Raw genomic sequence first — 24,557 nt, 5'->3', positions numbered from 1 at the left:
CATACTGGCACATTTGTACCTCACGCACAAGCTGCTGAATCTTCCAAAATAACGGGGTATATTCAATGAAATGAAATGAAAAGATCCGGAAGGTAGTCCTATGGAAAATAACAAAACCAATTCCCCCACAATCTACGACGTATTGATCGTCGGAGCCGGTATCAGCGGTATTGGCGCAGGTATTCGCCTGCTGGAGTCTAGGTTCAGTAACTTTGTCATTCTGGAAAAAGCAGGTGACCTGGGTGGAACATGGCGGGACAATACGTACCCGGGCTGCGAGTGTGATATTCCTTCAGCACTGTATTCATTTTCATTTGCGCAAAAGCCCGACTGGAGCAGAGTATTTGCGGGCCAATCTGAAATTCTGGACTATATCCGGTCAACCGCTACGGAATTTGGTATTGAAGATTACATCCGCTACCACCATCCGGTGAAATCCGCCCAATGGAACGAAGCGGATCATCTCTGGTACGTAAAAACAGATCAGCAGGAATTTCGCGCCCGAGCGGTCATTGCCTGTGGCGGCTATCTCCATGAGCCCATCATTCCCAATATTCCCGGTCTCGAGCAGTTCTCAGGCCACTGGTTCCATTCATCCCGTTGGGATCATGCCTATGATCTGACCGGTAAACGGGTGGCCGTCGTCGGTACGGGCGCTTCAGCAATCCAGTTTATTCCTGAAATTCAACCCCAGGTCGAATCCTTGACCGTCTTTCAACGTACACCGCAATGGATCCTGCCGAAACCCAATTACACGGTGAGTTCTGTCGAGAAAAAACTGTTTAAACAAAAATCGATACTTAATAGCTGGCGCAAGAGCATCTTCGGCAGTCTGGAAAGCTTCGGTATTGGATTTCGCCACCCTAAATTGCTCAAGCAGTTCGAAAAGATCGGCCGCCTCCACCTCCGCATGTCCGTAAAGGACAGCGAACTGCGAGACAAACTCACACCGGATTACACCCTGGGCTGCAAACGCACACTGCTGTCCAATGACTACTACCCCGCTGTCAGTCAGCCAAATGTGACCCTGCACGCAACGGGTCTGAAATCCGTGTCCGGCAACACGCTGATCGGACAGGATGGCAGTGAGGCGGAAGTGGACGTTCTGATTCTCGGCACCGGCTTCTATGTCACCGAGCCCCCCATCGCCGAGAAGATCCGGGATGACCAAGGCAGAACACTGGCAGAACACTGGCACACCCACATGCAAGCCTATCGCGGCACCACCATAAACGGCTTCCCCAATGCATTTATGGTGTTAGGCCCGAATCTGGGCATCGGCCACAACTCGGCCTTTATCGTCATCGAAGCACAGCTGAACTATATCATGGATGCCCTGATAACCATGCGCGCCCAAAACCTGTCCCGGATTGAAGTAAAACCCGATGTCCAGGAAGCGTACAACGTTCGGGTGCAAAAAGCACTGCAAGGCACTGTGTGGAATACCGGCGGGTGCTCCAGTTATTACCTGGATAAAAGCGGATTCAATAGCGTTGGCTTTCCTTGGAGCACATTGAAGATGCAAAGCCTGCTCAGTCAATTCGATCCAGAGAACTACGCCACAGCGCACAATTCGTAACGACCAACAGTCTCGATACGAGCTACGCCATACTTTAAATAGCTTCCCAGAGCAGCGTCAATCGATGATTATGAAGCATTGTTTCCCTGGAATCTTGATCGGGAGACTTTAGTTGATTCGAGATTGACCGAAGTGGGTGTACTCCGCTGGTTGCTTACGGTTTTTGGTAAACATTGTTCAATTTATAGACTATTATTGGGGGGCAGTCTGTCGTATAAACTCAATTAGTTTAATTTGGTGCAAGGACAGGGCGACAAATACCAAGTACGGGAAACGGACGGTAATAGGCGGTATATGATGACCCCAGGCATGAAAATTGGCCGGTATGAAATCGTCGAAAAGATCGGAAGTGGTGCAATGGCCTCTGTATTCCGTGCCTTTGATCGTGACATCAATCGTACTGATGCAATTAAAGTGTTGAAAGAGGATATGTGTATCGATCAGCAATTCCTCACCCGTTTTTTGAGTGAAGCCAAGGCTGCCGGAGTGCTTTCACATCCCAACATTGTCACGATTTATGACGTCGGACGGGCTGGGAACACCCCATATATTGTGATGGAATTGGTGGAAGGGGGCACTCTAGCTGATTGGATGACGCAAGGTGAGCCGATGGATATCAAGAGAGTGCTCCGTATTGCCATTCAGGTTGCCAGGGCATTGGATTATGCTCACCGTCACCGAATCGTACATCGTGATGTCAAACCGGGAAATATCATCTTCATGCCGGACGGAGAGTCGGTAAAACTTGCTGATTTTGGCATTGCCCACTTGGAAGGCAGCAGCCAAACCCAACACGGCACAGTGTTGGGTACGCCACGCTATATGTCTCCTGAACAGGCGATGGGAGAGGCTCTGGATGGACGCTCGGATCTCTTCTCGTTAGGGGTAATATTGTATGAATTGCTGACGGGAAGGCCGGCGTTTGATTCTCGCTCCATGGCGCAATTGATGGACGATATCCGACAGAAACAACCGGATTTAATGAGCCAATTACCCAAGAGTATTCCTAAAGGCTTACTGCATATTCTTCAGAGTTTACTGGAGAAAAAAGCATCAAAACGCCCAAGTACGGGACATGAAGTCGCCGTAATATTACAAGCAGAGTTGAATGCCATTCTTGATGCTGAACATCGGAGTGAATATCTTCCCTTTCACTATAAATGGGCATTAATCATGGGAGGAATCGTCACGATGATTCTGGTTGTCAGCGTGACCGCAATTCTTCGCATCCAAAATCAAGTGCTAACGGATCACGCCATTGATTCAGGTATTTCATTGGCCAATTTTATTGCTGTAGAGAGTGCGATCCCGGTATTAGGTGAAGATTGGATTACCCTGGAATCTTTGGTAAAGGAAGCGAGTGAACGAAACACGTTCCAGTATCTATCTATCACCGATCATTCTGGTGTGGTGCAAGTGGCGACAGACCCTGACTTGGTGGGCCACCGTATTCCAGAATTCACGATAGTAAACAGATCCGATGCAAATAGTGAACAATTATTTGTAGCTAAAGAAACGGTTGTGCGTGAAATTCGACGTGACGAGGGACAGCTGATTTTTGAATTTCAAACTCCGATTGCGTTTAACCAGGTAAATATTGGTCAGGTACGCCTTGGTTTGTCTCAGGATCGGCTTGTTGTTGTCAAGCAGGTGACGACAATCTTAATGGTGATCCTGAGTATTGTGACCCTCCTTTCAGTGACGCTGGTGCTATTTATTTTCGGCCGATTGGTCGGTGGTGGGCTTACCGTGCTGAATCACGCGATGGTCGAGTTTAGTGAAGGTCATTTCAGCAGACGGATCTCGAATCAGCGGAACGACGAAATTGGCGACTTATATAATAAGTTCAATTTATTGGCGGATAGTGTGCAGCAGCGTCTGCACCGTGAACATGAAGATACCGCAAATGCACCTCAAGCCGAGAAGAAATCGGGAAACAAAACTGTTGTCGAACTGGTCAAACCCAAGAAGCGATAAGTCCAGTGTCCGAGACTCACTGGCCACTTGGTGGGCGGCTATGCAACACAGGACTAATGTGCGCCTGCAGACAAGAAACGTTCTGGTCTTGTTGGTATTATTCCTGGCCGGTTGCAGCACTGTTACACACCATAGAGTCTCATCTGAAATCGCTACCTGGGAGATTTATCGCAAAACGGACAACATGATGTTGGTCTGGACCCGACCGGGCGATACCCCTCTGACTCTGGCGAAGCGATATTACGGGAGCGAACGATTTGCTGACCGAATTCGAAAATACAATCCCGGATTATCAGCCGTTGGCAAATCGCTGGTGATGGTACCTCAATCCAATGGTAATCATTTTGGTATTTATTCCAACGGCTATCAATTGGTACCCATTCTTTGTTATCACCAGTTCACAAATGGATCTGTACCACGCAACCGTTTGGAAGTCAGTGCAAAACAACTGGATGCCCAGTTGAAATTTCTCCAGAAAGAGCAATTTACCGTGCTCTCGCTACGGCAGCTCGTGGCCTACTTGGAAGGGCGCGCGGAAATACCCGAGAAATCAGTAGTGATTACCGTGGATGATGGATTTCGGTCAGTCTACGATGTGGCATTCCCATTGTTTCAGCAATATCAATTTCCTGTCACTGTGTTCATCTATACCGATTTTATCGGTGGCGCCGCAGCGCTATCCTGGGAGCAGATGAAAATCATGAAGCATTCCGGGATTGTTGATATCCAATCACATTCAAAAAGCCATGCTTCCCTTGCTGAATTTACGTTTCAGAATTCCAGCCCGCCACATCTTGAGAGTGAAATTATGGATTTTGTGAAACAGGAGGTTTTTGCCCCGGAAGCTCTAATTGAAAAAAAACTGGGGGGGGCGGGTGGATATATTTTCGTACCCCTATGGTGATTTTAGCGAGCAGAGTTTAGTGGTGTTAAAGGAGGCGGGTTATCAACTCGCGGTTACCGTGAACCATGGAGGCAATCCGGCATTTGCCGACCCGCTACTACTCCGTAGAACGATGATTTTCAGTGATGACGATTTGCAATCATTTGAACGAAAACTTCGAACCTATACAGAGTATCACTAAATGAAAGCACAATGGATCCGACCAATTCCCTGCCTCTCACAGGCTCTACCGGGATCCAGTGCATTCTGTAAGTGGGGCTTGACCCTGTCTGTTGTTATTAACAGTGCCTGCACGGCGCCTGGCCTTACCGAAGCCGATCAGCGAGATGGCATTGAAACATTTGTTGAACAGCATCAATCAGTTGTTGAACTTTGGTTGAGCAAGGGGGAATACCAAAGAGCATTGGTGCATCTTGAAGCGTTGCGGCTTATTGATACGAAGTCCCCTGAAATCAAAGAGCAGCTACAGCAGTTGTCGAATCAACAGCGGCAAATCAGTGATGAGTTACTGCGGCAAGGCGAAACTGAATTGAAAAAACACCGTCAACATGCGGCGAAAGTCTATCTTTTGAGATCCCTCGCAGTTGACCCGGGCAATCTGAGTTCACGTTTAGCGCTACGGGAATTATACCGGGAAGAGATAAAACACGAATTGGAATCAAGAAAAAAAAGTATCAGTCTGAAACGCACAGAATACGAGGCCTCAAAGGCAATCCCCGCTGCCTCTTTAGATGACCCATTGAAACCTGGGGCAGATGAAAAACTGGAGAGCTATCGCCAATTGTTTGACGACACTCGCTATAGCGAATTAATCGATCAGATTTCGAGCGACAACAAGAAACCTTACCCTATCGAAATAGTCGAAGTTTTGCGGGCTGCACATCGACAACTCGCAATTCAGTTTCAACAGAGTGGGCATTTTGATCGCGCATTAGCCCATGCACATTCGGCGGCATTCCTATCGGTTGCAACGGAACGCGACACTGAACTATTGAAAGCAATCAGGCAGGGTATTTCCCATCATTTATTCGAAGAGGGAAAAGGGTTATTACGCACGGATATTGACGCTGCGGTTCGTTTAATGGAAAAGGCGTTGAGCTATGACCCGGAAAATTTGGATCATCAAGTGTTTCTCAGGCGTGCGCAGAAAATGCGAGATAATTTCAGGGAAATTCAAGCGGAGTAACGGTTATTTCTTCTTGATATCGGCCAGTTTTCGTTTTAACTCCTGTGCCTGAATCAAATACGCTTTTACCGTGTTATTCTCAGGATCGATGTCTAAAGCTTTTTGCCATAATTGAATGGCGTTATCCAATTCCTGTTTACGATAAGCAATGGCTGCCAGCCGGTGGTACTTATCCCAGAGTTCATGTTGCTGATACAGATACAATTCCCGAACTTCATCATTGTCACGCAGTGCCAGGCTTTTCTTCAGCAGGGACAACGCTTTCTCTGGAGCGTTTTCCGCAAGGAGATATTGCGCTCCCTTGTAATAGTAGTGAGCAGCGAGGGAGTTTTCATGCCCTTCTGTTACAGTTGCCGCCTGCTGATAAACATGAGCTGCTTGTTCTGCCAATACCTTTGGTAGGGGGCTAGAGGCAGAAATCTGGTCAAGATAAGACGCTGCTTCCAAATATTCTTGCTGATCGATTGCGATAGAAGCCATTTCTTCAGGTGTTAGCATGTTCGGAGGGGAGGTAGGGGCAATTGAGGGTGAGTACACTCCAGATGCAGTCGTTTCCAGATCCTCAAAAGTCGGGGGTTTCACATTGGCTGTGCCTCGCGTTGGTTTGGAGAGTATTGATTCCGAGTCCAGCGCCTGGGATTGCAGCGCTCCAGTTGCTGTTCCTAATGATGGCGCTTCTGCTGTTAAAGGTATTTCTGATGGCTCAATAGATTCTGAAGGCTCAATAGATTCAGAGCGCTGTTGCAAAATAGTGGCTTGTTTCGCCAATGCAGTCGGAGTGGCCGGAATTTTGATTTGCTGACCGATTTTGATCATCGATGGGTTTTCAATACCGTTGTACCGTGCCAGGGCATAGAATTGATAGAGATCCCCCAGATAGTCCCGACAAAGGCTGGACAGCGTTTCACCCCGACGTAGCGTCAAATCAAAAAATGTCGTCGGATAATATTTTTCAATGGGAGAGGTGATTTGAACAAGAATATCAGCTGCTCGGTGATCCTGAGGTTCTTCCTTCAAATAAGCTTTTAACTCGACTAGTGCGTGATCGGCTCGCCCCTGGTTAAGCAGCCCCAGTATATGTACGAATCGCTTTTTAGGGGATAGATCCGGAAGCGGCTCGTACGTGAGTTGTTGGTGTTTTGAGTCCGTTTGAAAGGTGGCAGATCGTTCCGTCCCTACGGGTGCCTGCTGTAACGAAGTGCAGGCTACCAGCAGTAAGCCAAAAACCAGAATAATCGATTCTTTCCTGATCAATTTTCTGTTCCTCGAGGGTCAAAATCGACGCAAGTAGACGAAGATGTGGAACCAAGTATCTTGACACTTTAGTTTTGCTGAAATACGTAACTACTTGAGCCCGTAAACGTTACTCAGTAAATTGAATATGACCAGTCTGGCTCATGGTCATGCGGATGGCAAGGGAAAAACTGGATTAAGACAACCCCCGAAAAAGTGCTGTGTATTAACCCGACGATACCCAACCAACCGGACAGACACAGCGAAGAGCAAAGAGCTACAAATAATGCTGCAAACTAACTTCAGAGCAACTCACCACAAAAATTGATCATATTTTAATCGCGCTTTTCAAAACCAGTAGGTACAGAGCACCAGATTAATAACTTTTATCCAGCCAAGCTATACCTGGATAAATGCGGATTCAACAGCGTTGGCTTTCCTTGGAGCACATTGAAGATGCAAAGCCTGCTCCGTCAATTCGATCCAGAGAACTACGCCACAGCGCACAATTCGTAACGACCAACAGTCTCGGATTACCGGTGGTACACGCCACCGGTTATCGTGAACGTAAGCTCGCCGACTGCTTTGCCTCACCTGCGCCATCGCTGCATGACGGTGTGAAAGTCGACTGGTCCGTATTAAGCTGTTTTTTTAGCAATCGCCTGTACGACAGACCCAGTTCCCGTGTGGTACTGTCCCTCAATGATCTCCCGCTCCAGCTCCTGCAAATGCTCAAAATTCAGCCCTTTTAACTCACGGATCAACGAGTCTTTGGTTTGCATGACATCTTCATCTTTACCGCCCCCCGTATCTCGTAGGACCTGATCCGGACGGTAGGCTTCAACCAAATAAACACCCCCGTTTTCAAGCCCCGCCGTCACTTTGTCATGCAGCAAACGCCGAGCCTGCTGAGGAAGCGGGCAAAAAATCGAAACAATGCCACTCCAGCAGTCATAACCCAGATCGAAATCTGCTAAATCAGCATGAACAAAATTAACCGTCACCCCATGCAGATCCGCCAACTTCCTCGCTTTCTCCAAACCCACAGCAGACGCATCCACCGCCGTAATCTCATAACCCAAACGCGCCAAATACACCGCATTCCGCCCTTCCCCCTCCGCCAAACTCAATACTTTGCCTTTGGGAAGACAATGAGCATACGCCCGAAGAAAATCGTTTGGCTCCGTACCATAAGCATATTCAGCAGACTTATATCGCTCATCCCACATAACCCGCACCTCGCTCTCTGAGTTAATTGATTATGGCAACAGGTTACTACTTCAAGTCGACTTTAAGTCAAGTGGGGTTACCTTTTCCCTGGGCCAAAAACTGTCCTTAAAAAACGCCATCTTGATAGCCAAGCACATCAGGTAATCATCGGCCAGTGGATTTCCGATCGCTAATCTTTGTAGATAAACAGTTAAACCACTCAGATTTTGATCAATTTTGATACATCTACATACGAATAATCTTTTATCGGTGGTAAGGCATTTCCAGTTTCATGGCATGTTTCAATACTGATGCGCGTGTCACTTGGTGATAAAAACGCTACGTTCAATTTATCAATAAGACCTGCAATGATGCGTTTCATAGGAAGAAATTTAGTCGGATCGTTTTTGTACGGTATAGAGCTATCTATTTTTGTGAACTGTCGAATAATAATGGTCGTTGGTTCCTCTAAAGTCATGACCGCATCTTTTATGTGAGACATATTATCACTACCAAAACTCCAACCAAGGAGAGGCATTGATGCGTACAGGCTTTCGCTATCTGTATTCTTTATGAGATAGGTTACTAATTCAGAGGTTTTCATGAGAACGTTCCATATTGTTCATGTCAATCATGTCTGCCATACAATATCACCCATAATTACAGCCGATGTATGAGCGTATGGTGAGTGCAGGTAAATCCAAAAAGTTAGCAGCCTATCGATGGCCCTTGTGGCTTGGTTTTGATCGGCAAAGAATGAAGCTTCTCAGCAATTTTCTTTTTTGCTTCGGCCACTGATTTAACTTCTTTTGCTGCTTTTTCTGTCTGCTGTTTCATCGTCTTCTTCCATGCTCTCAGTAAGCGAATCTGTTGAGCCAACTACGGACGGCTCGTCATTGATGTACATTGGATTATCCCGAAGGATTTTTTTAGCCACTTTTTTAATTTCTTCTTGTGTTAGTGGCCGCTTTCTTCCACTGTTTTTCATAAGATTGCCTTTACAAGATAATGCTTGTGGTTTTTCTCTGATACTGCCGTTTTATATCTATAACCAAACGACGTGTAATATTCGACCAATTTTTGATCAACCGGATCAATTATACGCAATTCATCCGCACCAATAATATTGGCATATAACTCAGCCACCGAGATTGTTATTGGCACGATGCGACCTTTAAGAGGACTTGATGATGGTCTAGATTCAATGAATTCAAGGCGCAATCGAGTACCAGCATAACTAGGTCGACCAAGACTTAAACCGGCAAGCGTGTTGCCATACCAAGTTGCCAATTCAAATCGCTTTGGATTGCGATACGAATAATCTTGATATCCACTATCCCAAGGCCAATCAACGAGTCTCTTTGGATCATTATCCCAGAGTTTTGCTTGCAATAGAGCTTTTTGACAAATACCTCTTAGATGAATATTACTTCTATCTGTGTAAGGCAACTCATTTCCAATTGAGTTTCTGGCCATTTCTCTAAGCGATTCATAACGTCTCTCAGCGTCTTGATGTGTTGCTAACATGCATCTTCCTTGTATGATGTGTTTGTGTGCTAACGAGATTGTAGAAAAGCCCATCATGATCCAAAATCTACACACCTCAAATTTGATATTATTCCCTTTGCCATTGGCCATAATCTATCCACTGGCAAGTTATCAATTGCGTTATTTTTACCTCACCCGATCAGTCGCTCCATTTCCGAGTTCACAAGCCAGACTTAAGCCCAAACCGCCGTTCACGCACGTCAAGACTCCTAAAACCTACCTAATGGGTGTGCCTGTTCACGGTCAATGCATAGTGGGCAAAGAGCTCTACCAAAACCACCATGCTCAATTCAAAACTCAGCTAACTCAATCCTGGCTACATTTCCATTCACTCAAGTCTTCATCTTTATCCGTCACTTTGCGAACACAGATGCAAGTCTTATCGCCAATCACACCCACAGCTAGAAGCTCGCCTGCACTTACTTCGCCTAACTCAAGTTTTGGTAATGTGATCACAATAGATTTTTGAGAGAGCAGATCACTACCCGAGAGTACTTTACCGGTTAAGTCAACGGGATCAGGCATTGCTTCGACAAATGAGGGGGACTTTTTAAGGCCAAACCAGCCTGAGCTGTGTTTGTTTATGCCTTCCACACTGATGATGAGTTTATCAGTTGGTTCCCTGTCAGCAGGCCATTCCCAATTCATGGTTAGATCTGTCGCCATCGCGCACCCTCCTGAAAGTAGTGTAAATATCAAAATTAACGTTGCGGAAAAGTTCTTTAACATCCTGGACCTCAGGGAGTGGCTTTTTCAACTTCAATATCAAAGCGCTTTGACAATGTCGGTCTGAAACCCAAGTAGCCACTGTAGATTTTGTACTTACCAGCCATTTTGGACTTCAATTGATGGTATAAGTTGTCGGGGGTATCCAGACCGGGAATCCCGCCACTGACAATTTTTGCTTCCACAAAGGCAATCGAGGCATGAGTTGAGCAGTTTCCCCCCAATAAATTGAAAGACCCTGGAGACAATTTCAGATTTTTCCAGGCTTGATCAAACAAGCTTGATTGAGTTGGCGTGACGGTAATCAGAATCAGCGTGGAAACCACGTTATATTTTTTTGCAATTGCTGCATCGACATAGTAAGGACGAATCCGGCGCAAGCCGTTGTAATCCGCGACCATACCTTTCATATTCAAACCTGAACTATTCCACGAAGCCGACAAGCCTCCGGGATTTCTTGAAGCCGACGTTCCCCCACTGGAAGCATCTCCGTTGTCTCCAAAGAAACCGATAGGCTCACCAGTCGAAAGAACACAGTCTGCATGTTGTTCCATGACACCCGGAGAATGTGCATCATCCTTTTTCCCGCGAACAATCAAACCAACGGTATTCGCAGGCATTGAAAAAATTGCCATTCTATATTCCCTATATAGACAGTTTAATCAGATCCGCCGAGCATACCATACAATCTAGTGAGTGGTAGGACGTAGGTTGCAGTTTTACAATGCACTGGCAATCAGAGCACAGATAACGAAAGGTGTATTGGACAATGCATTGAGATCATATAAGCGATGACTAATGTGGATCAATTCGTTTATTTCAGGTTTATAACGCACGAGCACCGGCCTGGAGCAAGCACAAAAATGGAGGTTGAGTTCGTGCAAACATTCAGTTTCTTTCTCCAGCAAGGAGAAAGAGCATCACTGATTGTCCACATAAAAAATGATAGTCTTGGCTCGTTGAGCCAAGCTTCGATTTTCTTGGGAGTTTAAATTGTTATTAGATCGGATAGACTTCTCAAAAGATATACTTACTAAAATGACAAAGGAAGAAAGAGGTTTTGTAGTGGCAGACTAAACTGCAGTATCTGGCTATTTCACTATCAGGTTTTATCTAAATAGGTCTTAATTATTATGCTTTATAAGGGATCTTGTATATGCAAGCGTTGGCACTTGGAGCTTAGGCTAGCTATGCGGCTCGAAGAGTTGAATCCTCGTGTTTGCGATTGCAATTATTGTGGTGCCAATCCGGCAAGCATTATCAGCACCCCCAATATGTCAGTAGATTTTGTTGGCAGTGGCGTATCAATAGAACAAAATGGTGATCGACTTGCTAACTTTTATCATTGTAAGGGCTGTAAGGCATTACTGGCCGTTGGTCGCGATATAAATGGTCAACTGCGTGGAGCGGTAAATGCCAACTTACTGCAAGACATGAATAAACTCGGCCCCCCTATTCAAATTCAGCCAAGACTGTTGAGCGCCAATGAAAAACTTGAGCGTTGGAATCAGCTATGGGGCCTACTTAGCGGTTTGGAAAAAACACGACAATAAATTAAAACGGTTAATCAAGAGTCGCATTAGTGATAAATCCCAAATCTGAGCCATTTTCGCCACACAAATAAATACCTTCGTACCTTTTTCTTTGTATTTGAGTTAGCTACCAGGTTAACAGGCCGGTAAATTTTTTCGTTTTAGTATTACCACAATATTCGACCACAAATATTTTGTTATTATGCTCGATTGCCCTGGCGTTGAATATTTTTGCGGAGCGAAATCATAAAGATTGTACGAAAGTTTGCAGCAACTTTTGACCCTAAACGGTACGTGTCTGAATTTCAATGGGAGACTCTAACAGCTCATGATTAAAGCATTCGCAGTATCTAACTACCGTTCCTTAAAAGACATTGTTTCGCCTTTGTCTCGGCTGAATGTTATTACTGGCGCGAATGGTTGTGGCAAATCGAACCTGTACAAAGCACTTCGCTTACTGTCGGAGACAGCAAAGGGGAACTTGATTTCGTGCATTGCTCAGGAAGGTGGCCTTGACTACACATTTTGGGCTGGACCAGACAAATTCAGCAAAGAAATGAAAGCCGGATTGGCACCGATTCAAGGAAGTGCAAAAAAACAAAATACGCGGTTAAAACTGGGCTTTGTTGGCGAGCAGTTCGGTTATTGTATTTCCCTGGGCATGCCGCCACCCCAAGGTTTTGCAGGATATCACGAACCTTCAATGTTCGGGTTTGATCCCGAGATTAAACGCGAATGCATTTGGGCAGGGAGCAGCTACCGACCGAGCGCCTGTCTGGTTGACAGAAACGGTTCAGTGGTTAAAGTGCGTTCAGGGCGCCAATGGAAAGTCTACGATACACACCTAAATACCTATGACAGCGTTCTTAGTGAAATGGGTGACCCTGTATCGGTTCCAGAAGTCTATGCCGTAAGACAAGCCATCCGAAATTGGCGATTCTATGATTTATTCAGAACGGATGCCGACTCAATTATCCGAACCCCACAAATCGGCACTCGAACCACCGTGCTCGATCACGATGGCCATAGTCTGGTCGCAGCCCTGAGAACTATCCATGAAATTGGTGACCGTGAAGCGCTGTATGATTCCATAGAAGATGCCTTTCCCGGCGCAACCATTGGATTTGAGGCCGATGCTGGCAATCGATTCTCACTGAAGTTTATTCAGGACGGTTTGTTACGCCCCCTGAACCAGGCCGAATTATCGGATGGTACACTCCGTTATTTATTGCTGGTGGCCGCATTACTCACACCAAGACCACCCTCACTGTTGGTGCTAAACGAACCCGAAACCAGCTTGCACCCTGACTTGCTCCCGGCGCTCGGACGCTTAATCGCTCGGGCAGCCGAACAAACGCAAGTCTGGGTGGTTTCCCATGCAGCACGATTAATCGCCACCCTGGAAGATAATCGTGAATGCAATTCCATTGCATTAGGCAAAGAACTGGGAGAGACGATTATTCTCGGCCAGGGATTATTGGATGCACCGCCATGGCATTGGCCGGATTAATATGATCTGGTCAATTATTTTAAACCACATCAAAGTGATCATTGCTGAAATTCAGAAAACCCACTCCACCCAAACCAAGCAATCACTCCAATTCCGAGTTTGCAGGCCAGACTCAGCTCATACCGCCGATACGCGCGTCAAGCTGGACAAACACTGCTAAAACCTAACGATTAGGTGTGCCAGTCTGCAATCAAAGCATAGCAAGCAAACGGATCTAGACCACTATGCTCAATTCAAAACCCAGTTACTACCTTCCTGGCTACACTTCCATTCCCAATTCATGGTTAGGTCTGTCGCCATCGCGCCCCCTCCTGAAAGTAGTGTAAATACCAAAATTAACGTTGCGGAAAAGTTCTTTAACGTCCTGGATCTCAGGGAGTGGCTTTTTCAACTTCAATATCAATGCGCTTTGACAATGTTGGTCTGAAACCCAAGTAGCCACTGTAGATTTTGTACTTACCAGCCATTTTGGGTTTCAATTGATGGTATAAATTTTCGGGGTATCCAGGCCGGGAATTCCGCCACTGACAATATTTGCTTCCACAAAGGCAATCGAGGTATGAATTGAGCAGTTTCCCCCCAATAAATTAAAAGACCCCGGAGACAATTTCAGATTTTTCCATGCTTGATCAAACAAGCTTGATTGAGTTGGCGTGACGGTAATCAGAATCAGCGTGGAAACCACGTTGTCTCCAAAGAAACCAATAGGCTCACCAGTCGAAAGTACGCAGTCTGCATGTTATTCCATGACGCTCGGAGAATGTTCATCATCCTTTTTCTCGCGAACAATCAAACCAACGGTATTGGCAGGCATTGAAAAAATTGCCATTCTATATTCCCTATATAGACAGTTTAATCAGATCCGCCGAGCATACCATACAATTTAGTGAGTGGTAGGACGTAAGTTGCCGTTTTAGAAACACAGGGCTGACACACCTGATCCAGGCACTCACGAGTCTTGAGAAATAATTCCTTTAAAATTTCGCCTGTAGCATTTACCATGCATGACGTTGCTTGTAAGGATACAAAACAACACCCAGAGCTAATATCTGGAAAATCCTGTCTGACAAGGCTTACAGGTTAGGGACGGCCTGATCACCTATGCTCACTTTCCCATCGCATGCAATCCTTACTCTAGCAACCACAATCAAAACGGAATCAAACAGCCCAGATTGCATTCACATTAGATTCCATTGCTGCAAAATTTTGATCGAAAGGGAATTTTCAATCATGACAGACGTCTATCTTTGCCGAAACGGTGATAGCTTAGAAGCTATCTGTGCAGATCTTGCCACTACCAACACCAATCAACAAAACACCGGAAATCCAGCCGAGTATCACAAACTGATAACGGCTGCAAATCCACATCTGACGCACAGCAGTCACCACTCGCTTAAAGATGGTGACCTCATTATATTGCCGAACCAACATCAGAAATCCTCATCCATTGCCACACACACCCCATCGTTAACACCGGAAGCTCGAAGAAACTTGTCCATTATTGCCAACCAAATCGGCGGTGATGCTACCGTAGCTTTAGCTTATGTGATAGAACAAGTGAATGCTCATCTTTCGGACATGAATACATTTGGTGGCGCAGGAATGGGAGCCGCAGCAACAAAAGCCAGCGACTTTATGCAAGCGTTAAATCGCTATGACCGTGCAGTCCACCAATTCGAAAATCTACGCAATCACCGCGCGGCACCATCAACGATGCAACGAGCACAAACAGCAATCAATGAAGCCTACATCGCTCTACAGACGAAATTCAACGGAGAGTTGAATAAAGTATTGGAAAATTATGTGTCCAAGACAAAAACCGTCCCACTGAGTGCCGGTGTGCCCAAATCTCGGACAGCATTTCGATCCATGCCCTTAAAATCTGCACCTATAGTTAAATCCTTAGCGACTTTTGGCCGGTACGCCAAAATTCTGGGACCAGCTGCGATCGCTGCAGATGGCTATTTTAGATATGACACAGTGATGGATGTCTACAATAGCGGTGGTAATTGGCATCGAGAACTTTATGCGCAAAGCGCTGGGTTCACAACAGGAATCGGACTAGGCGTACTCGGATTGACGTTTTTATTGGGTCCATTTGGTTGGATTTTGGGCATACTATTGGCCGGCACCTTGGCGGTAGTCGTTGACCGCTCAGTCGTGTGGGGTACAAAGCAAGTTTATGATTTAACACAGCGGTGGTAAATACGATGCTAACTGAAGATTTACACTCTTTGCTAAGCAATTTTTTCGCGATTTCCATTGTGGGAACCGCGTTTCTGACGCTTTTCAGCTTGATTATTGTTGGTGTCACGCTGGCCCCTCGATTAAAGCATGAATTTGAAAAAGAGGGCCAGTATGAGCCCATGAGCCCTTGGCTGTTCTGGATATCCAGTGTGGCAGTGTGTTGTGTGTTCCGGGCACGTCCTCACAATAAATACATGTACCCCTATTTTCGAGGGTTCGATGTGTACCGCTTTTCTAACCTGATTGAGCGAATGTTTTGCTACATATCCATGTACGGTTTTTTCATCACAGTTATCTTGGCAATGACAGTTAATGCCAGCGATATATTTTTAGGTACTGAATTTATAAACGATTAATTCGCAGCAGTAGCGATTAGTCCAAATTTTTCATGAAAGAGTGTTGGATTTACCAATGAAACGCCAAATCAAACTTATTATCGCGTATGTATTCGTATTATTTTCTGCGTGGAGCACTACGAGTTGTGGACAAGTACAAGAAAGCAACAATTCCGGCTCTTCATCTTCTAAGGAAAACTACCAGGTACAAAATTTTGATATATCAGAGACACCAAAAACGACAAGCAAAGAAATTACGTTCGAACAGTTTTATCATCAATTTTCGACGGCTATCAATACAAATAACTGGCTTGCCTTGGCAGACCTCACTAAATTCCCCTTTATATTTCGAGGTCAGTTAGATTTTGAGGGCGAAGTAACCGTCGACAACACTGAGTTCATGAAACTCATGCCATCCTTCCTCGAATTGGAAACATTTATATCGCTAGAGGACGAAAGTTTCTCAACCACATATCGCGTACTCGCCGTAACTCCCATGGATGAAGCAAACGACATAGAGGCCAACCAGGCACATATCCATGATTTCGTGTTTAAGAAGGAAAACGGTCACTGGCAGTTCGTACAAATCTATACAGACTTAAGCAATCTCGACTTAATCAAGGAGTGAAACATGTCAACACTGAGGCAAGGAAGCAAAGGTAAAGAAGTGGTCAAATTACAGTTACTGCTAAATCGATATTTAAAGCCAAGCCCGAAGTTAAAAGCAGATGGCCACTTTGGCTTGAGAACTGAACAAGCTTTAGTTCGATTCCAAGCAGAACATAAACTTGAAACTGATGGCATTGCCGGAAAAAAAACTTGGAACGCCTTGGGCACTCAACCCAAGGCGACCAAACCCACCGAAGTAGCAACCGTGAATGCACCATGGTATGACATTGCTTATGCGGAGCTGGGCATAAAAGAAGAAAGCGAGGCGAATACACATAATAAACGCATTCTCGAATATCACGCGACAACGAGGCTTGGCGCAAAGACTGATGAGACACCGTGGTGCTCGTCGTTTGTAAATTGGGTCATGCTCCAATCCGGAATTCAGGGAACCAACAATGCTCTTGCAAAAAGTTGGATCACTTGGGGATTCAAAGTCGAAACCCCCTTCAAGGGCGCTATTACAGTTATTAAACGGAAGAATAAAAATTTGGATACCTATACTGGCAGTTCTACTGGGTATCATGTGGGATTTTTCGTATCAGCTACACAAAGCGGTATTCGGCTTTTAGGAGGCAACCAGAGCGACCAAGTCAAATCATCAAATTTTCTGCTCCGTTCCTATGAAGTCGTAGCGTACCGCAGACCATTTCAAACCAGACTTGGGTATCCGCTGCCTTATTCAATTAATAATTATTCACACTACTGTTGAATTGAATGAAAATTGGGATAACAACATTCAGAGCAACCTGGATAGTAGTAGCCCAAAACAAATTGAACTCCCTGAGCCAAAACATTACTGACGTTATCAGATGAATTAGCAATTGGTCTGATTCCTGGCCAAAAGTAATTTATGTCCTGCGGTGGGCCTCCTATACTGTTACCAAGTTTGATATCAGTGAAATGGAGTAATTCAAATTGATTTTATCTGTGAGCCCATGGCGTAAACTGTTTGCGGTTGCACTGCTTGGACCTGTCTTGATCTCTGGCTGTGCCACGCTGTCCAAGGATGAGTGTTTGCATGCGCAGTGGTATACCATCGGCTTTGAAGATGGTGCTGCGGGCCGGAAGGCGAGCTATTTGGGAGAGCATCGGGAATCCTGCGCCGAGTATGGTGTAGCGCCTGATTTTGAAACATATATGTCGGGCCGGGATGCTGGGATCGAGAGCTACTGTACGGAGCACAATGGTCGCGCCATTGGTGAGGCGGGCAGCCAATATCATGGGGTTTGTCCCCCGCATCTGGAGCCCGGATTTTTGGCAAGTTTTCAATTGGGGCAGTCCATTTACCAGCTGACCAAAGAAATCAAGCAGATTGAACAGGAAATCGAAAAAGGTGAAACCGAACTGCTCGATACACGTGATTTAATTGAAGAGAAAGAACGCAAACTGGTGGGTGAGAATTTAACCCGAGACCACAGACAAAAGCTCCTGAACGAGATAAAAGCCATGGAGCGCAACTACGGTAAATCGCAATCCGATCTTAGTCGCTTAAAATACCGCCTAGGTGAACTGGACCAATCCCTTCGGGAGCTGGAGCAGTATTGATTTAATTGGCATTATCCTGTGCCATTGCTATCCACTTTGCTTCTTTCTTGCGGTAGAACTTATGGGATCGTTTCGCCCGGAGCAGCACGTTCTCGAATACGGCGTGGGCATCGGGCTGTCGGTTCATGCGCATCAACAACAAGCCATAGCGTACTCTGCCCTCCTCTCCCGGATAGGTTTCAGCCAGTACACGGTATTCTTCCAAGGCAGCATCCAGCAAATGAAGATTTTCCAATGCGCGGGCGTAGAGTAAATGCCCATCCGCGGATTTAAAGTCGGGATTTTCCTGAATCAGGGATTCCAGTATCTGTTTGGTTCGATCATTCTTGTGGGCTTGAAAGCAGGCCTGGGCAAGCTTCAACATGATCGCCGGATTGGTTTTATGGAAGCCCTGCAAACAACTCTCGTAGAGCGCAATTGCTTCATCATACAATTCGGCCTCGACACATTCATCCGCCAATTGCAGTCGATTAACCTGCGTATCCGCAATCTCCAGATTTTCTTTGCGCCGCCGTAATTCACGTTGGGGATCAATGGCCTTCAGCAAACTGTTCCCGGTGCTCCGTACCGTGCGGCTTTGTTGTAAATCTGGTAAAACCTGAGTGAAAAAATACACCGCGCAGCCAATCGCGGGCACAAATATAATGATATAAACCCAAAACGTATCACGACCGGTTTTCACAGCATGAACGGCAAAGGCAATTTGAATAACAAGCAGTAAAAGTGCAAGAACAGGCATGACTGGCAAACTCCTTTTCACGTAAGTCCTGAAAGTGGATCCATTCGATCCATCTTCGTCGTTCGAATTTTTTTATCGGTCTCTGGAAAACACCGGGCCATTCAGGAAACGCTCGCTCCATTTTTCATGGTCGAGCACATACCCGACGCTCCCTTGTTCAAATGTTGCTTTTTTAAAGGCAATCAACTCATCAATCACAGGTGGATGACCCTTTACCAACGTATCATCAAAAATACGCCGCAGTTCGCGCCCGTCATCCATTCTTACCATCGCAACCCAACGGCTGCGCGTCACCACACCGCCTTTGGTATGTAGCTCGTAGGGCTCTTCCTCCACGGAAAGCACCAAGCCGTTTACCGCTTCAACTTCACGCACATCACGGGTATCGAACAGCTGTACCGTTAACCCCACAACCCAGACCATTACGGCAATGACAAAAATCCGGATAATCCGGGAACGCCATTCCTGATTATTGTTCTGTACCCACATAAAATTCGATCACTCGATCCTGTAATTCGATGATAAGTGATTAAAACGCAAGAATAAGTACAGCACAAGGGGCGTTACAAAAAGGCACAGAATTCCACATGATCCGGGTTCCCGAACCTGACCTCAACGCCTCCCTAGCTGAAACAGATAAAAGCTACCTAGATTAAGTATTGTAGTGAGCTCATCCAGTGCCGTACGACTTTCATTGAGTAACGCCGGATCGGCGAGGTCTTTGGGCTGGAGTTCATCACGGTAATGCCGCTCGACCCAGTTGCAGAGTTCCCGGTACTTGGCGTCATTTAACACCACTCCTTTATTGATGGCCTGCCACTGCGCATCGCTCAGAACCACACGCAAGCGGAGGCAGGCCGGTCCACCGCCATTTTGCATGCTTTGGTGTAGATCAAAATACATTGCTTCGGTGATCGGGTTATCAGCGCCGATCAGGGTATTAACGTATTCAGCAACATTCCGGTTTTTTTTACTTTCCTCAGGGAGCAGGATAATCATGTTCTGGGCATGGCTGCCCGGAATGGTCAGCAATTGTGAGTTAAACAGGTAGGACTTCACCGCATCCGCGACAGAAACAGCTTGCCGGGGCACTTTAACGGGTATCAAGTCACCTTCCCGCAGTTTTTCATTCAGTTCATCCAGCACCTTTTGCGTATCCAGAAAAGCATCTTCGTGGTACAACAAAACCCGCTGATTTGCCACGGCAATGACATCGTTATGAAATACGCCCATGTCAATAACTGCCGGATTCTGCTGTACCATGACCACACGTTTTTCATCCAGCGCATGTAAACGCGCAATCGCCTGAGAGGCTTGTAGCGTCTGTCGGGCTGGATAGCGTGTTGGCCCGAGCACACTGTCGGCACGAGCCCCGTAGACAAACATTTCAACCCCGGTATGGCCGTAGGTCGCACACAACCGTGAATGATTGGCTGCGCCTTCATCCCCCCATCCCTGTGCGCCGGGTAACGGCTCATGATGGGCAAAGTGCATAGGGTCGTGAAAGATGGTTTTCAGGGCATTAACCGTTTCCCGGCTCTCAATGGCCCGATGCAGATTGGCAGACAAGTTGGCAGCAGTAAAATGGACTTTACCATCCCGACAATCCGGGCTGGGTGATACCGTCGCGGCATTCGCCGCCCACATGCACGACGCCGAGGCGAGCATCGGTAGCAGCCCGGTCTCCCGCGCCGCCTTCGCCAGAATCTCGGCATCACTGCCGGTAAAACCCAGGCGCTGCAACCACGCGATGGACGGCCGCTCCTGAGGCGGCAAAACAGCTTGCTTGAACCCCCGGTCAACCAGTGCCTTCATTTTTGCGAGACCTTGCAGCGCAGCCGCTTTTGGATTCGACGCCGCTTGCTTGTGGGATTGCGATGCCACGTTGCCGAAGGATAAGCCCGCGTAATTATGGGTCGGGCCCACCAGACCATCAAAATTCACTTCATGGTAATTCATAAGCTGATTCCCGGCGCCAGCGATTCAGGAAGGTCGATTTGCTCTGCCTCCATGGAAGCCATGGGATAGGCACAATAGTCCGCAGCATAGAACGCACTGGGTCGATGATTACCGCTCTGACCAACGCCACCGAACGGCGCAGCACTGCTCGCCCCCGTGAGCGGCTTGTTCCAATTGACAATGCCTGCCCGAATCCGTTCCAGAAAATACTGATACAGCTGGTGATCCCGGGAAACCAGACCCGCCGCCAGCCCGAACCGGGTCCGGTTTGCCTGGGTGATGGCATCTTCAACTGAATCATATCGCCTCACGCTGAGCAGTGGGCCAAACCACTCTTCATCCGGCGGCTCTGCCAGTGCTGTAACATCGATAATTCCAGGAGTTAAATGGGTCAAACCTGAGCTATGGGCACGCATGGCCAACAACGCCCCCCCACCGAGCGCTAACAAATTATCCTGGGCAGCCAGAAGCGCAGACTTTGCCCCTTGATGGATGACACCGCCGATAAAGGGTTGCGGGCTGGCATCGTATTGTCCCGGCTCAATCCGGCCTGCGGCCGAAATCAATCCCGCGACAAAGTCATCACCCTGCGCTGTGCGGGGCACAAACAAGCGCCGGGCACAGGTGCAACGCTGACCTGCCGAGACAAACGCAGAGAACAACGTCAGGTAGACTGCCGCGTCCAATGATTCATAGTCATGGACAATCAGTGGATTATTGCCCCCCATTTCCAGTGCCAGAATTTTTTCCGGTGCGCCCGCAAATTGTTGATGCAGTGCGTGGCCGGTTCCCGAACTGCCGGTGAACAGTATGCCATCTATTTGCGGATGGGCCGCCAGTTGTCGCCCGACATCCGCGGCTCCCTGCACCAGATTGAGAACACCGGCCGGTAACCCGGCTTGCTCCCAACACTGCACGACCAGATCCGCCACGGCTGGTGTTTGTTCACTGGGTTTAAAAACAACACAGTTTCCAGCCAGAAGAGCAGGAACAATATGTCCATTGGGTAGATGGCCAGGAAAGTTATAAGGACCATAAACCGCAAGCACACCATGGGGTCGATGGCGTAAAACTGCATCACCCGCCGGCCCGGATTGTCGCGTGTCACCCGCTCGTTGTGCTTGAGCGGATATGGAAATGTTGACTTTACCAATCATCGATTGCACTTCAGTCCGGCTTTCCCAGAGTGGTTTACTGGTCTCTTGGGCAATCATGAATGCGATTTGCTCTTTATTGTGCTCGAGCGCCAGCGCGAATGCTTCTACAGCATCAATCCGTTTTTGCAATGGCCAGGCTCGCCAATCGGGGAACACAGACCGCGCGGACATCACGGCCCGGTCCACATCCTCTTCACCGGCACTTTGTCCGCGCCAGATACTCACACCGGTGGAAGGGTTTAACGAGTTTAATTCATAGCCCTGCCCATGGGCCCAACGGCCATTGATATAGAGCTGTTCCAGAGGCGCAAGCCTGGCCCCTTCCCCTTCTGTGTTCTGATCAGACATATCAGTTTCTCCTCTGCCTGGGGTCTCTCAATGCAGTCAATCTGACGACGTCCCCGGAATTTACACGCAGCCGCTCAGCAAGTTCTGCCGACAATGAAACAGTATCGCTTTTAATCGCGTCACCCGTGATCAATCCCACTCTGAAACAGGAAAAAGAGCGATTGGAGACCATGTAGAATGCGGAGTTTCGAACATCGGTATCCACGTGCTTTACGATGAATGCCTGGCGGTTGAAACTGTCCCGAATAGTTCGAATACTGTTTACAAATACTTCAACCAAGGGACCACCGTCGAAAATATCAATCAGACCATTAAAGTTGAATCCCTCGCTTTCCAGCATCGCCAGCGCGGGCCGCGTCTGCTGGTGCACTTTGCCAACAGCGGCCTGGGCCTCTGCGCCAAGCATGGGCAAATAGATGGGATACTTCGGCATTAACTCTGCGATAAACGACTTTTGGCCAATGCCCGTCAAATAATCTGCTTCAGAAAAATCGATACTGAAAAAATGATGTCCAAGCGCCTGCCAGAAAGGCGAACGCCCTTGATCATCGGAGACGCCCCGCATCTCTGCAAAAATCTTGCTCGCAAACAGATTGCTGTGATCGTCAATAAACATAAATCGGCATTTGGACAACAGTTGACCATTGTTACGATGCCGATAATCTGGATCCAGAAACAACGTACAAATTTCAGTCGACCCTGTCATATCATTGGTCAGATATAACGTTGGTGTGCACTTGTGAATGTCCAATTCTCTGGAGGTGCTGACCGTGGTGCTGACTCGATAGTTGTACCAGACATCCTGTTGTCCCACTCGGGCCAGGATGGCGCTCACACCGATGATCCGACCAACATCAACATCCTCCAGAGCGAAAAGATATTGCGCCTGATCCTCCGGGATCTGCTGGCTGAAGGACTGCACTGAAACCCTGATTTTCGCTTCAAGAAGCGCACGGTTAGGTGGCAATGTGGTTACGCCAACTCCCGCTTTCGAGGCCATATCCAGCAATGCCTCAATATCTTCAGGTTCAATCGGTCTGATAATGACCATAACGGCCTCCGGTAACGGAACGGAATTCAACAGTTGTCGGCTAACGTCCTCCCGACTTGAAGGGCACATAAATAACGGCATCACCATCCTTGACACCCAGCAGTCCGGCTACGGTTTCTTGAATTCGAATGACATCCCCCAAACCATCGCTAAAACGAACCAGCGCACATCGAAATTCCTGGAACGAGGTATTGGCCACCAAATAGGTTTGCCCAGCATTGTGTCCGCCAAAACGCACCTGTTTTATCCGGGCGGGATTGGTCGCCGACAACCGAACAGCCGGACACTCATAAGTCGGGCCGCCATCAAAAATGTCGATGTGAGGGCCTTTACTGAAACCCTCCCGCTCCATTAGCTCAATATTCACCTGGGCCTGATCATGGGCAACCGCGATGACCCGCTGAGCGGCTGGCGTAAGCAATGGCACATAAATGGGATGCGGGGGCATTAACTCAGCAATGAAAGTTTTCGATCGATAGGCGCTATGACTGTCCGCTTCGGCAAAGGACATAGCGAAAAAGTGGGCTCCCAGACTATCCCAAAAAGGGGATTGCGCATCTTCAGTGCTCACCCCTTGTATTTCGGAAATCACGGTGTCAGCAAAACGGTGACGATACTGTTGGATAAACAACAGCCGGGAACACATTAACAAGGCTCGATGATCTGACGTAGCCCAATCCGGGTGGAGCATAAACGAACACAACAGCGTACTGCCTGTCAATTCGTGAGTCAGATACAATACCGGAATACGATTATGGACATTTAAGGTATGGGAAGCATGAATAAGTTCATCCCGGCGGTAGCTGTAAAAAGGCGCACCATTGCCAGCACAGACATCGATGCCTGCCAAACCGATTACCTGCGGCGTATCGCGATCTGAATCTGAATTTCCGGGAGAATATTCCAACACAAACAATAAGCGCTCTTTACCCTGTCGAGACGGGGATTGAGCAAAGGACTCAAGGGAAACCTGGACCCGTTCAGCCAACAGCTCTGGGTCTCTCGGTAATGTTGACAGACGCAAGCCACTGCGCTCAAGAAGCGCAGTGATTGCCTCTAGATCGGACGAATGGCAAGGTCTCACTAACAGCATAACTGCA

The 24,557-nt window shown here is 47.3% G+C and carries 26 protein-coding genes; 12 read left to right on the top strand and 14 right to left on the bottom strand.

The window, feature by feature from the left end; all coding sequences use genetic code 11:
* Positions 1-100 precede the first annotated feature (100 nt).
* The 5 genes from OLMES_RS07575 to OLMES_RS07555 all read left to right on the top strand — a co-directional run bounded on the left by OLMES_RS07575 (position 101) and on the right by OLMES_RS07555 (position 5,646).
* Positions 101-1,579 carry a flavin-containing monooxygenase gene (locus OLMES_RS07575; protein ID WP_087460700.1) on the top strand — a complete coding sequence of 493 codons (1,479 nt, stop codon included), beginning with the start codon at positions 101-103 and terminating at the stop codon, positions 1,577-1,579.
* Between the two features lie 294 nt (positions 1,580-1,873).
* A complete protein-coding gene (locus tag OLMES_RS07570) occupies positions 1,874-3,556 on the top strand; it encodes a serine/threonine protein kinase (RefSeq protein ID WP_087460699.1) in 1,683 nt (560 codons plus the stop codon).
* 40 nt (positions 3,557-3,596) lie between these two features.
* Entirely contained in the window at positions 3,597-4,460 is an 864-nt protein-coding gene (locus OLMES_RS07565; RefSeq protein WP_157678207.1) for a polysaccharide deacetylase family protein, read from the top strand.
* Positions 4,432-4,641: a polysaccharide deacetylase family protein gene (locus OLMES_RS07560; RefSeq protein ID WP_087460697.1), complete on the top strand. Its 210-nt coding sequence runs from the start codon at positions 4,432-4,434 to the stop codon at positions 4,639-4,641. The genes OLMES_RS07565 and OLMES_RS07560 overlap by 29 nt, the downstream gene beginning before the upstream one ends.
* The gene (locus tag OLMES_RS07555) at positions 4,642-5,646 is read left to right on the top strand and encodes a hypothetical protein (RefSeq protein ID WP_087460696.1); all 1,005 of its coding nucleotides are present in this window, start codon (positions 4,642-4,644) and stop codon (positions 5,644-5,646) included.
* A 3-nt stretch (positions 5,647-5,649) separates the two neighbouring features.
* Here OLMES_RS07555 and OLMES_RS07550 read toward each other — a convergent pair whose 3' ends face one another.
* The 7 genes from OLMES_RS07550 to OLMES_RS07525 form a co-directional block, all read right to left on the bottom strand.
* A complete protein-coding gene (locus OLMES_RS07550) occupies positions 5,650-6,900 on the bottom strand; it encodes a LysM peptidoglycan-binding domain-containing protein (protein WP_087460695.1) in 1,251 nt (416 codons plus the stop codon).
* Between the two features lie 617 nt (positions 6,901-7,517).
* Positions 7,518-8,108 (bottom strand): class I SAM-dependent methyltransferase, encoded by a 591-nt coding sequence (locus tag OLMES_RS07545; protein ID WP_087460694.1) that lies wholly within the window; start codon positions 8,106-8,108, stop codon positions 7,518-7,520.
* A gap of 200 nt (positions 8,109-8,308) precedes the next feature.
* Positions 8,309-8,692, bottom strand: a complete 384-nt coding sequence (locus tag OLMES_RS07540) for a hypothetical protein (RefSeq protein WP_087460693.1) — start codon at positions 8,690-8,692, stop codon at positions 8,309-8,311.
* Between the two features lie 104 nt (positions 8,693-8,796).
* Positions 8,797-8,925, bottom strand: coding sequence for a hypothetical protein (locus OLMES_RS28810; protein ID WP_269767745.1), 129 nt, complete (start codon positions 8,923-8,925; stop codon positions 8,797-8,799).
* Between the two features lie 147 nt (positions 8,926-9,072).
* Positions 9,073-9,726 carry a hypothetical protein gene (locus OLMES_RS07535; protein WP_087460692.1) on the bottom strand — a complete coding sequence of 218 codons (654 nt, stop codon included), beginning with the start codon at positions 9,724-9,726 and terminating at the stop codon, positions 9,073-9,075.
* A 216-nt stretch (positions 9,727-9,942) separates the two neighbouring features.
* Entirely contained in the window at positions 9,943-10,302 is a 360-nt protein-coding gene (locus tag OLMES_RS07530; protein WP_087460691.1) for a hypothetical protein, read from the bottom strand.
* Positions 10,303-10,373: 71 nt separating this feature from the next.
* Positions 10,374-10,997 carry a hypothetical protein gene (locus OLMES_RS07525; protein ID WP_087460690.1) on the bottom strand — a complete coding sequence of 208 codons (624 nt, stop codon included), beginning with the start codon at positions 10,995-10,997 and terminating at the stop codon, positions 10,374-10,376.
* A 555-nt stretch (positions 10,998-11,552) separates the two neighbouring features.
* Here OLMES_RS07525 and OLMES_RS07515 point away from each other — a divergent pair.
* Entirely contained in the window at positions 11,553-11,915 is a 363-nt protein-coding gene (locus tag OLMES_RS07515) for a hypothetical protein (protein WP_087460688.1), read from the top strand.
* A gap of 307 nt (positions 11,916-12,222) precedes the next feature.
* Entirely contained in the window at positions 12,223-13,404 is a 1,182-nt protein-coding gene (locus OLMES_RS07510) for an AAA family ATPase (RefSeq protein WP_087460687.1), read from the top strand.
* A 475-nt stretch (positions 13,405-13,879) separates the two neighbouring features.
* On the opposite strand, the gene OLMES_RS07505 is transcribed toward OLMES_RS07510, so the two are convergent.
* Positions 13,880-14,089, bottom strand: coding sequence for a hypothetical protein (locus OLMES_RS07505; protein ID WP_087460686.1), 210 nt, complete (start codon positions 14,087-14,089; stop codon positions 13,880-13,882).
* A gap of 521 nt (positions 14,090-14,610) precedes the next feature.
* Between OLMES_RS07505 and OLMES_RS07500 the strand changes: the two genes are divergently transcribed.
* From OLMES_RS07500 to OLMES_RS07480, 5 genes are all read left to right on the top strand, one after another.
* Positions 14,611-15,609, top strand: a complete 999-nt coding sequence (locus OLMES_RS07500) for a hypothetical protein (protein ID WP_198343256.1) — start codon at positions 14,611-14,613, stop codon at positions 15,607-15,609.
* A 5-nt stretch (positions 15,610-15,614) separates the two neighbouring features.
* Positions 15,615-16,007, top strand: a complete 393-nt coding sequence (locus OLMES_RS07495) for a hypothetical protein (protein ID WP_087460684.1) — start codon at positions 15,615-15,617, stop codon at positions 16,005-16,007.
* Positions 16,008-16,062: 55 nt separating this feature from the next.
* On the top strand, positions 16,063-16,614 hold the full coding sequence (locus OLMES_RS07490; RefSeq protein ID WP_087460683.1) for a hypothetical protein: 552 nt from the start codon (positions 16,063-16,065) through the stop codon (positions 16,612-16,614).
* 3 nt (positions 16,615-16,617) lie between these two features.
* On the top strand, positions 16,618-17,367 hold the full coding sequence (locus OLMES_RS07485; RefSeq protein ID WP_087460682.1) for an NlpC/P60 family protein: 750 nt from the start codon (positions 16,618-16,620) through the stop codon (positions 17,365-17,367).
* 206 nt (positions 17,368-17,573) lie between these two features.
* The gene (locus OLMES_RS07480) at positions 17,574-18,203 is read left to right on the top strand and encodes a DUF2799 domain-containing protein (RefSeq protein ID WP_087460681.1); all 630 of its coding nucleotides are present in this window, start codon (positions 17,574-17,576) and stop codon (positions 18,201-18,203) included.
* 1 nt (position 18,204) lies between these two features.
* On the opposite strand, the gene OLMES_RS07475 is transcribed toward OLMES_RS07480, so the two are convergent.
* The 6 genes from OLMES_RS07475 to OLMES_RS07450 form a co-directional block, all read right to left on the bottom strand.
* The gene (locus tag OLMES_RS07475) at positions 18,205-18,942 is read right to left on the bottom strand and encodes a tetratricopeptide repeat protein (RefSeq protein ID WP_087460680.1); all 738 of its coding nucleotides are present in this window, start codon (positions 18,940-18,942) and stop codon (positions 18,205-18,207) included.
* 72 nt (positions 18,943-19,014) lie between these two features.
* Positions 19,015-19,431, bottom strand: coding sequence for a hypothetical protein (locus tag OLMES_RS07470; RefSeq protein ID WP_087460679.1), 417 nt, complete (start codon positions 19,429-19,431; stop codon positions 19,015-19,017).
* 123 nt (positions 19,432-19,554) lie between these two features.
* The gene (astB, locus tag OLMES_RS07465; protein ID WP_087460678.1) at positions 19,555-20,901 is read right to left on the bottom strand and encodes an N-succinylarginine dihydrolase; all 1,347 of its coding nucleotides are present in this window, start codon (positions 20,899-20,901) and stop codon (positions 19,555-19,557) included.
* Positions 20,898-22,406 (bottom strand): succinylglutamate-semialdehyde dehydrogenase, encoded by a 1,509-nt coding sequence (astD, locus tag OLMES_RS07460; protein WP_087460677.1) that lies wholly within the window; start codon positions 22,404-22,406, stop codon positions 20,898-20,900. The genes astB and astD overlap by 4 nt, the downstream gene beginning before the upstream one ends.
* Position 22,407: 1 nt before the next feature.
* Complete coding sequence (astA, locus tag OLMES_RS07455; RefSeq protein ID WP_087460676.1) at positions 22,408-23,457, bottom strand: arginine N-succinyltransferase; 1,050 nt, start codon at positions 23,455-23,457, stop codon at positions 22,408-22,410.
* Positions 23,458-23,497: 40 nt separating this feature from the next.
* Entirely contained in the window at positions 23,498-24,550 is a 1,053-nt protein-coding gene (locus OLMES_RS07450) for an arginine N-succinyltransferase (RefSeq protein ID WP_087460675.1), read from the bottom strand.
* Positions 24,551-24,557: the final 7 nt, after the last annotated feature.

It is taken from the genome of Oleiphilus messinensis, assembly GCF_002162375.1.
Lineage (GTDB): Bacteria > Pseudomonadota > Gammaproteobacteria > Pseudomonadales > Oleiphilaceae > Oleiphilus > Oleiphilus messinensis.
Note: the sequence above shows the minus strand (reverse complement) of the source record. Positions and strands in the feature narration are given on the sequence as shown.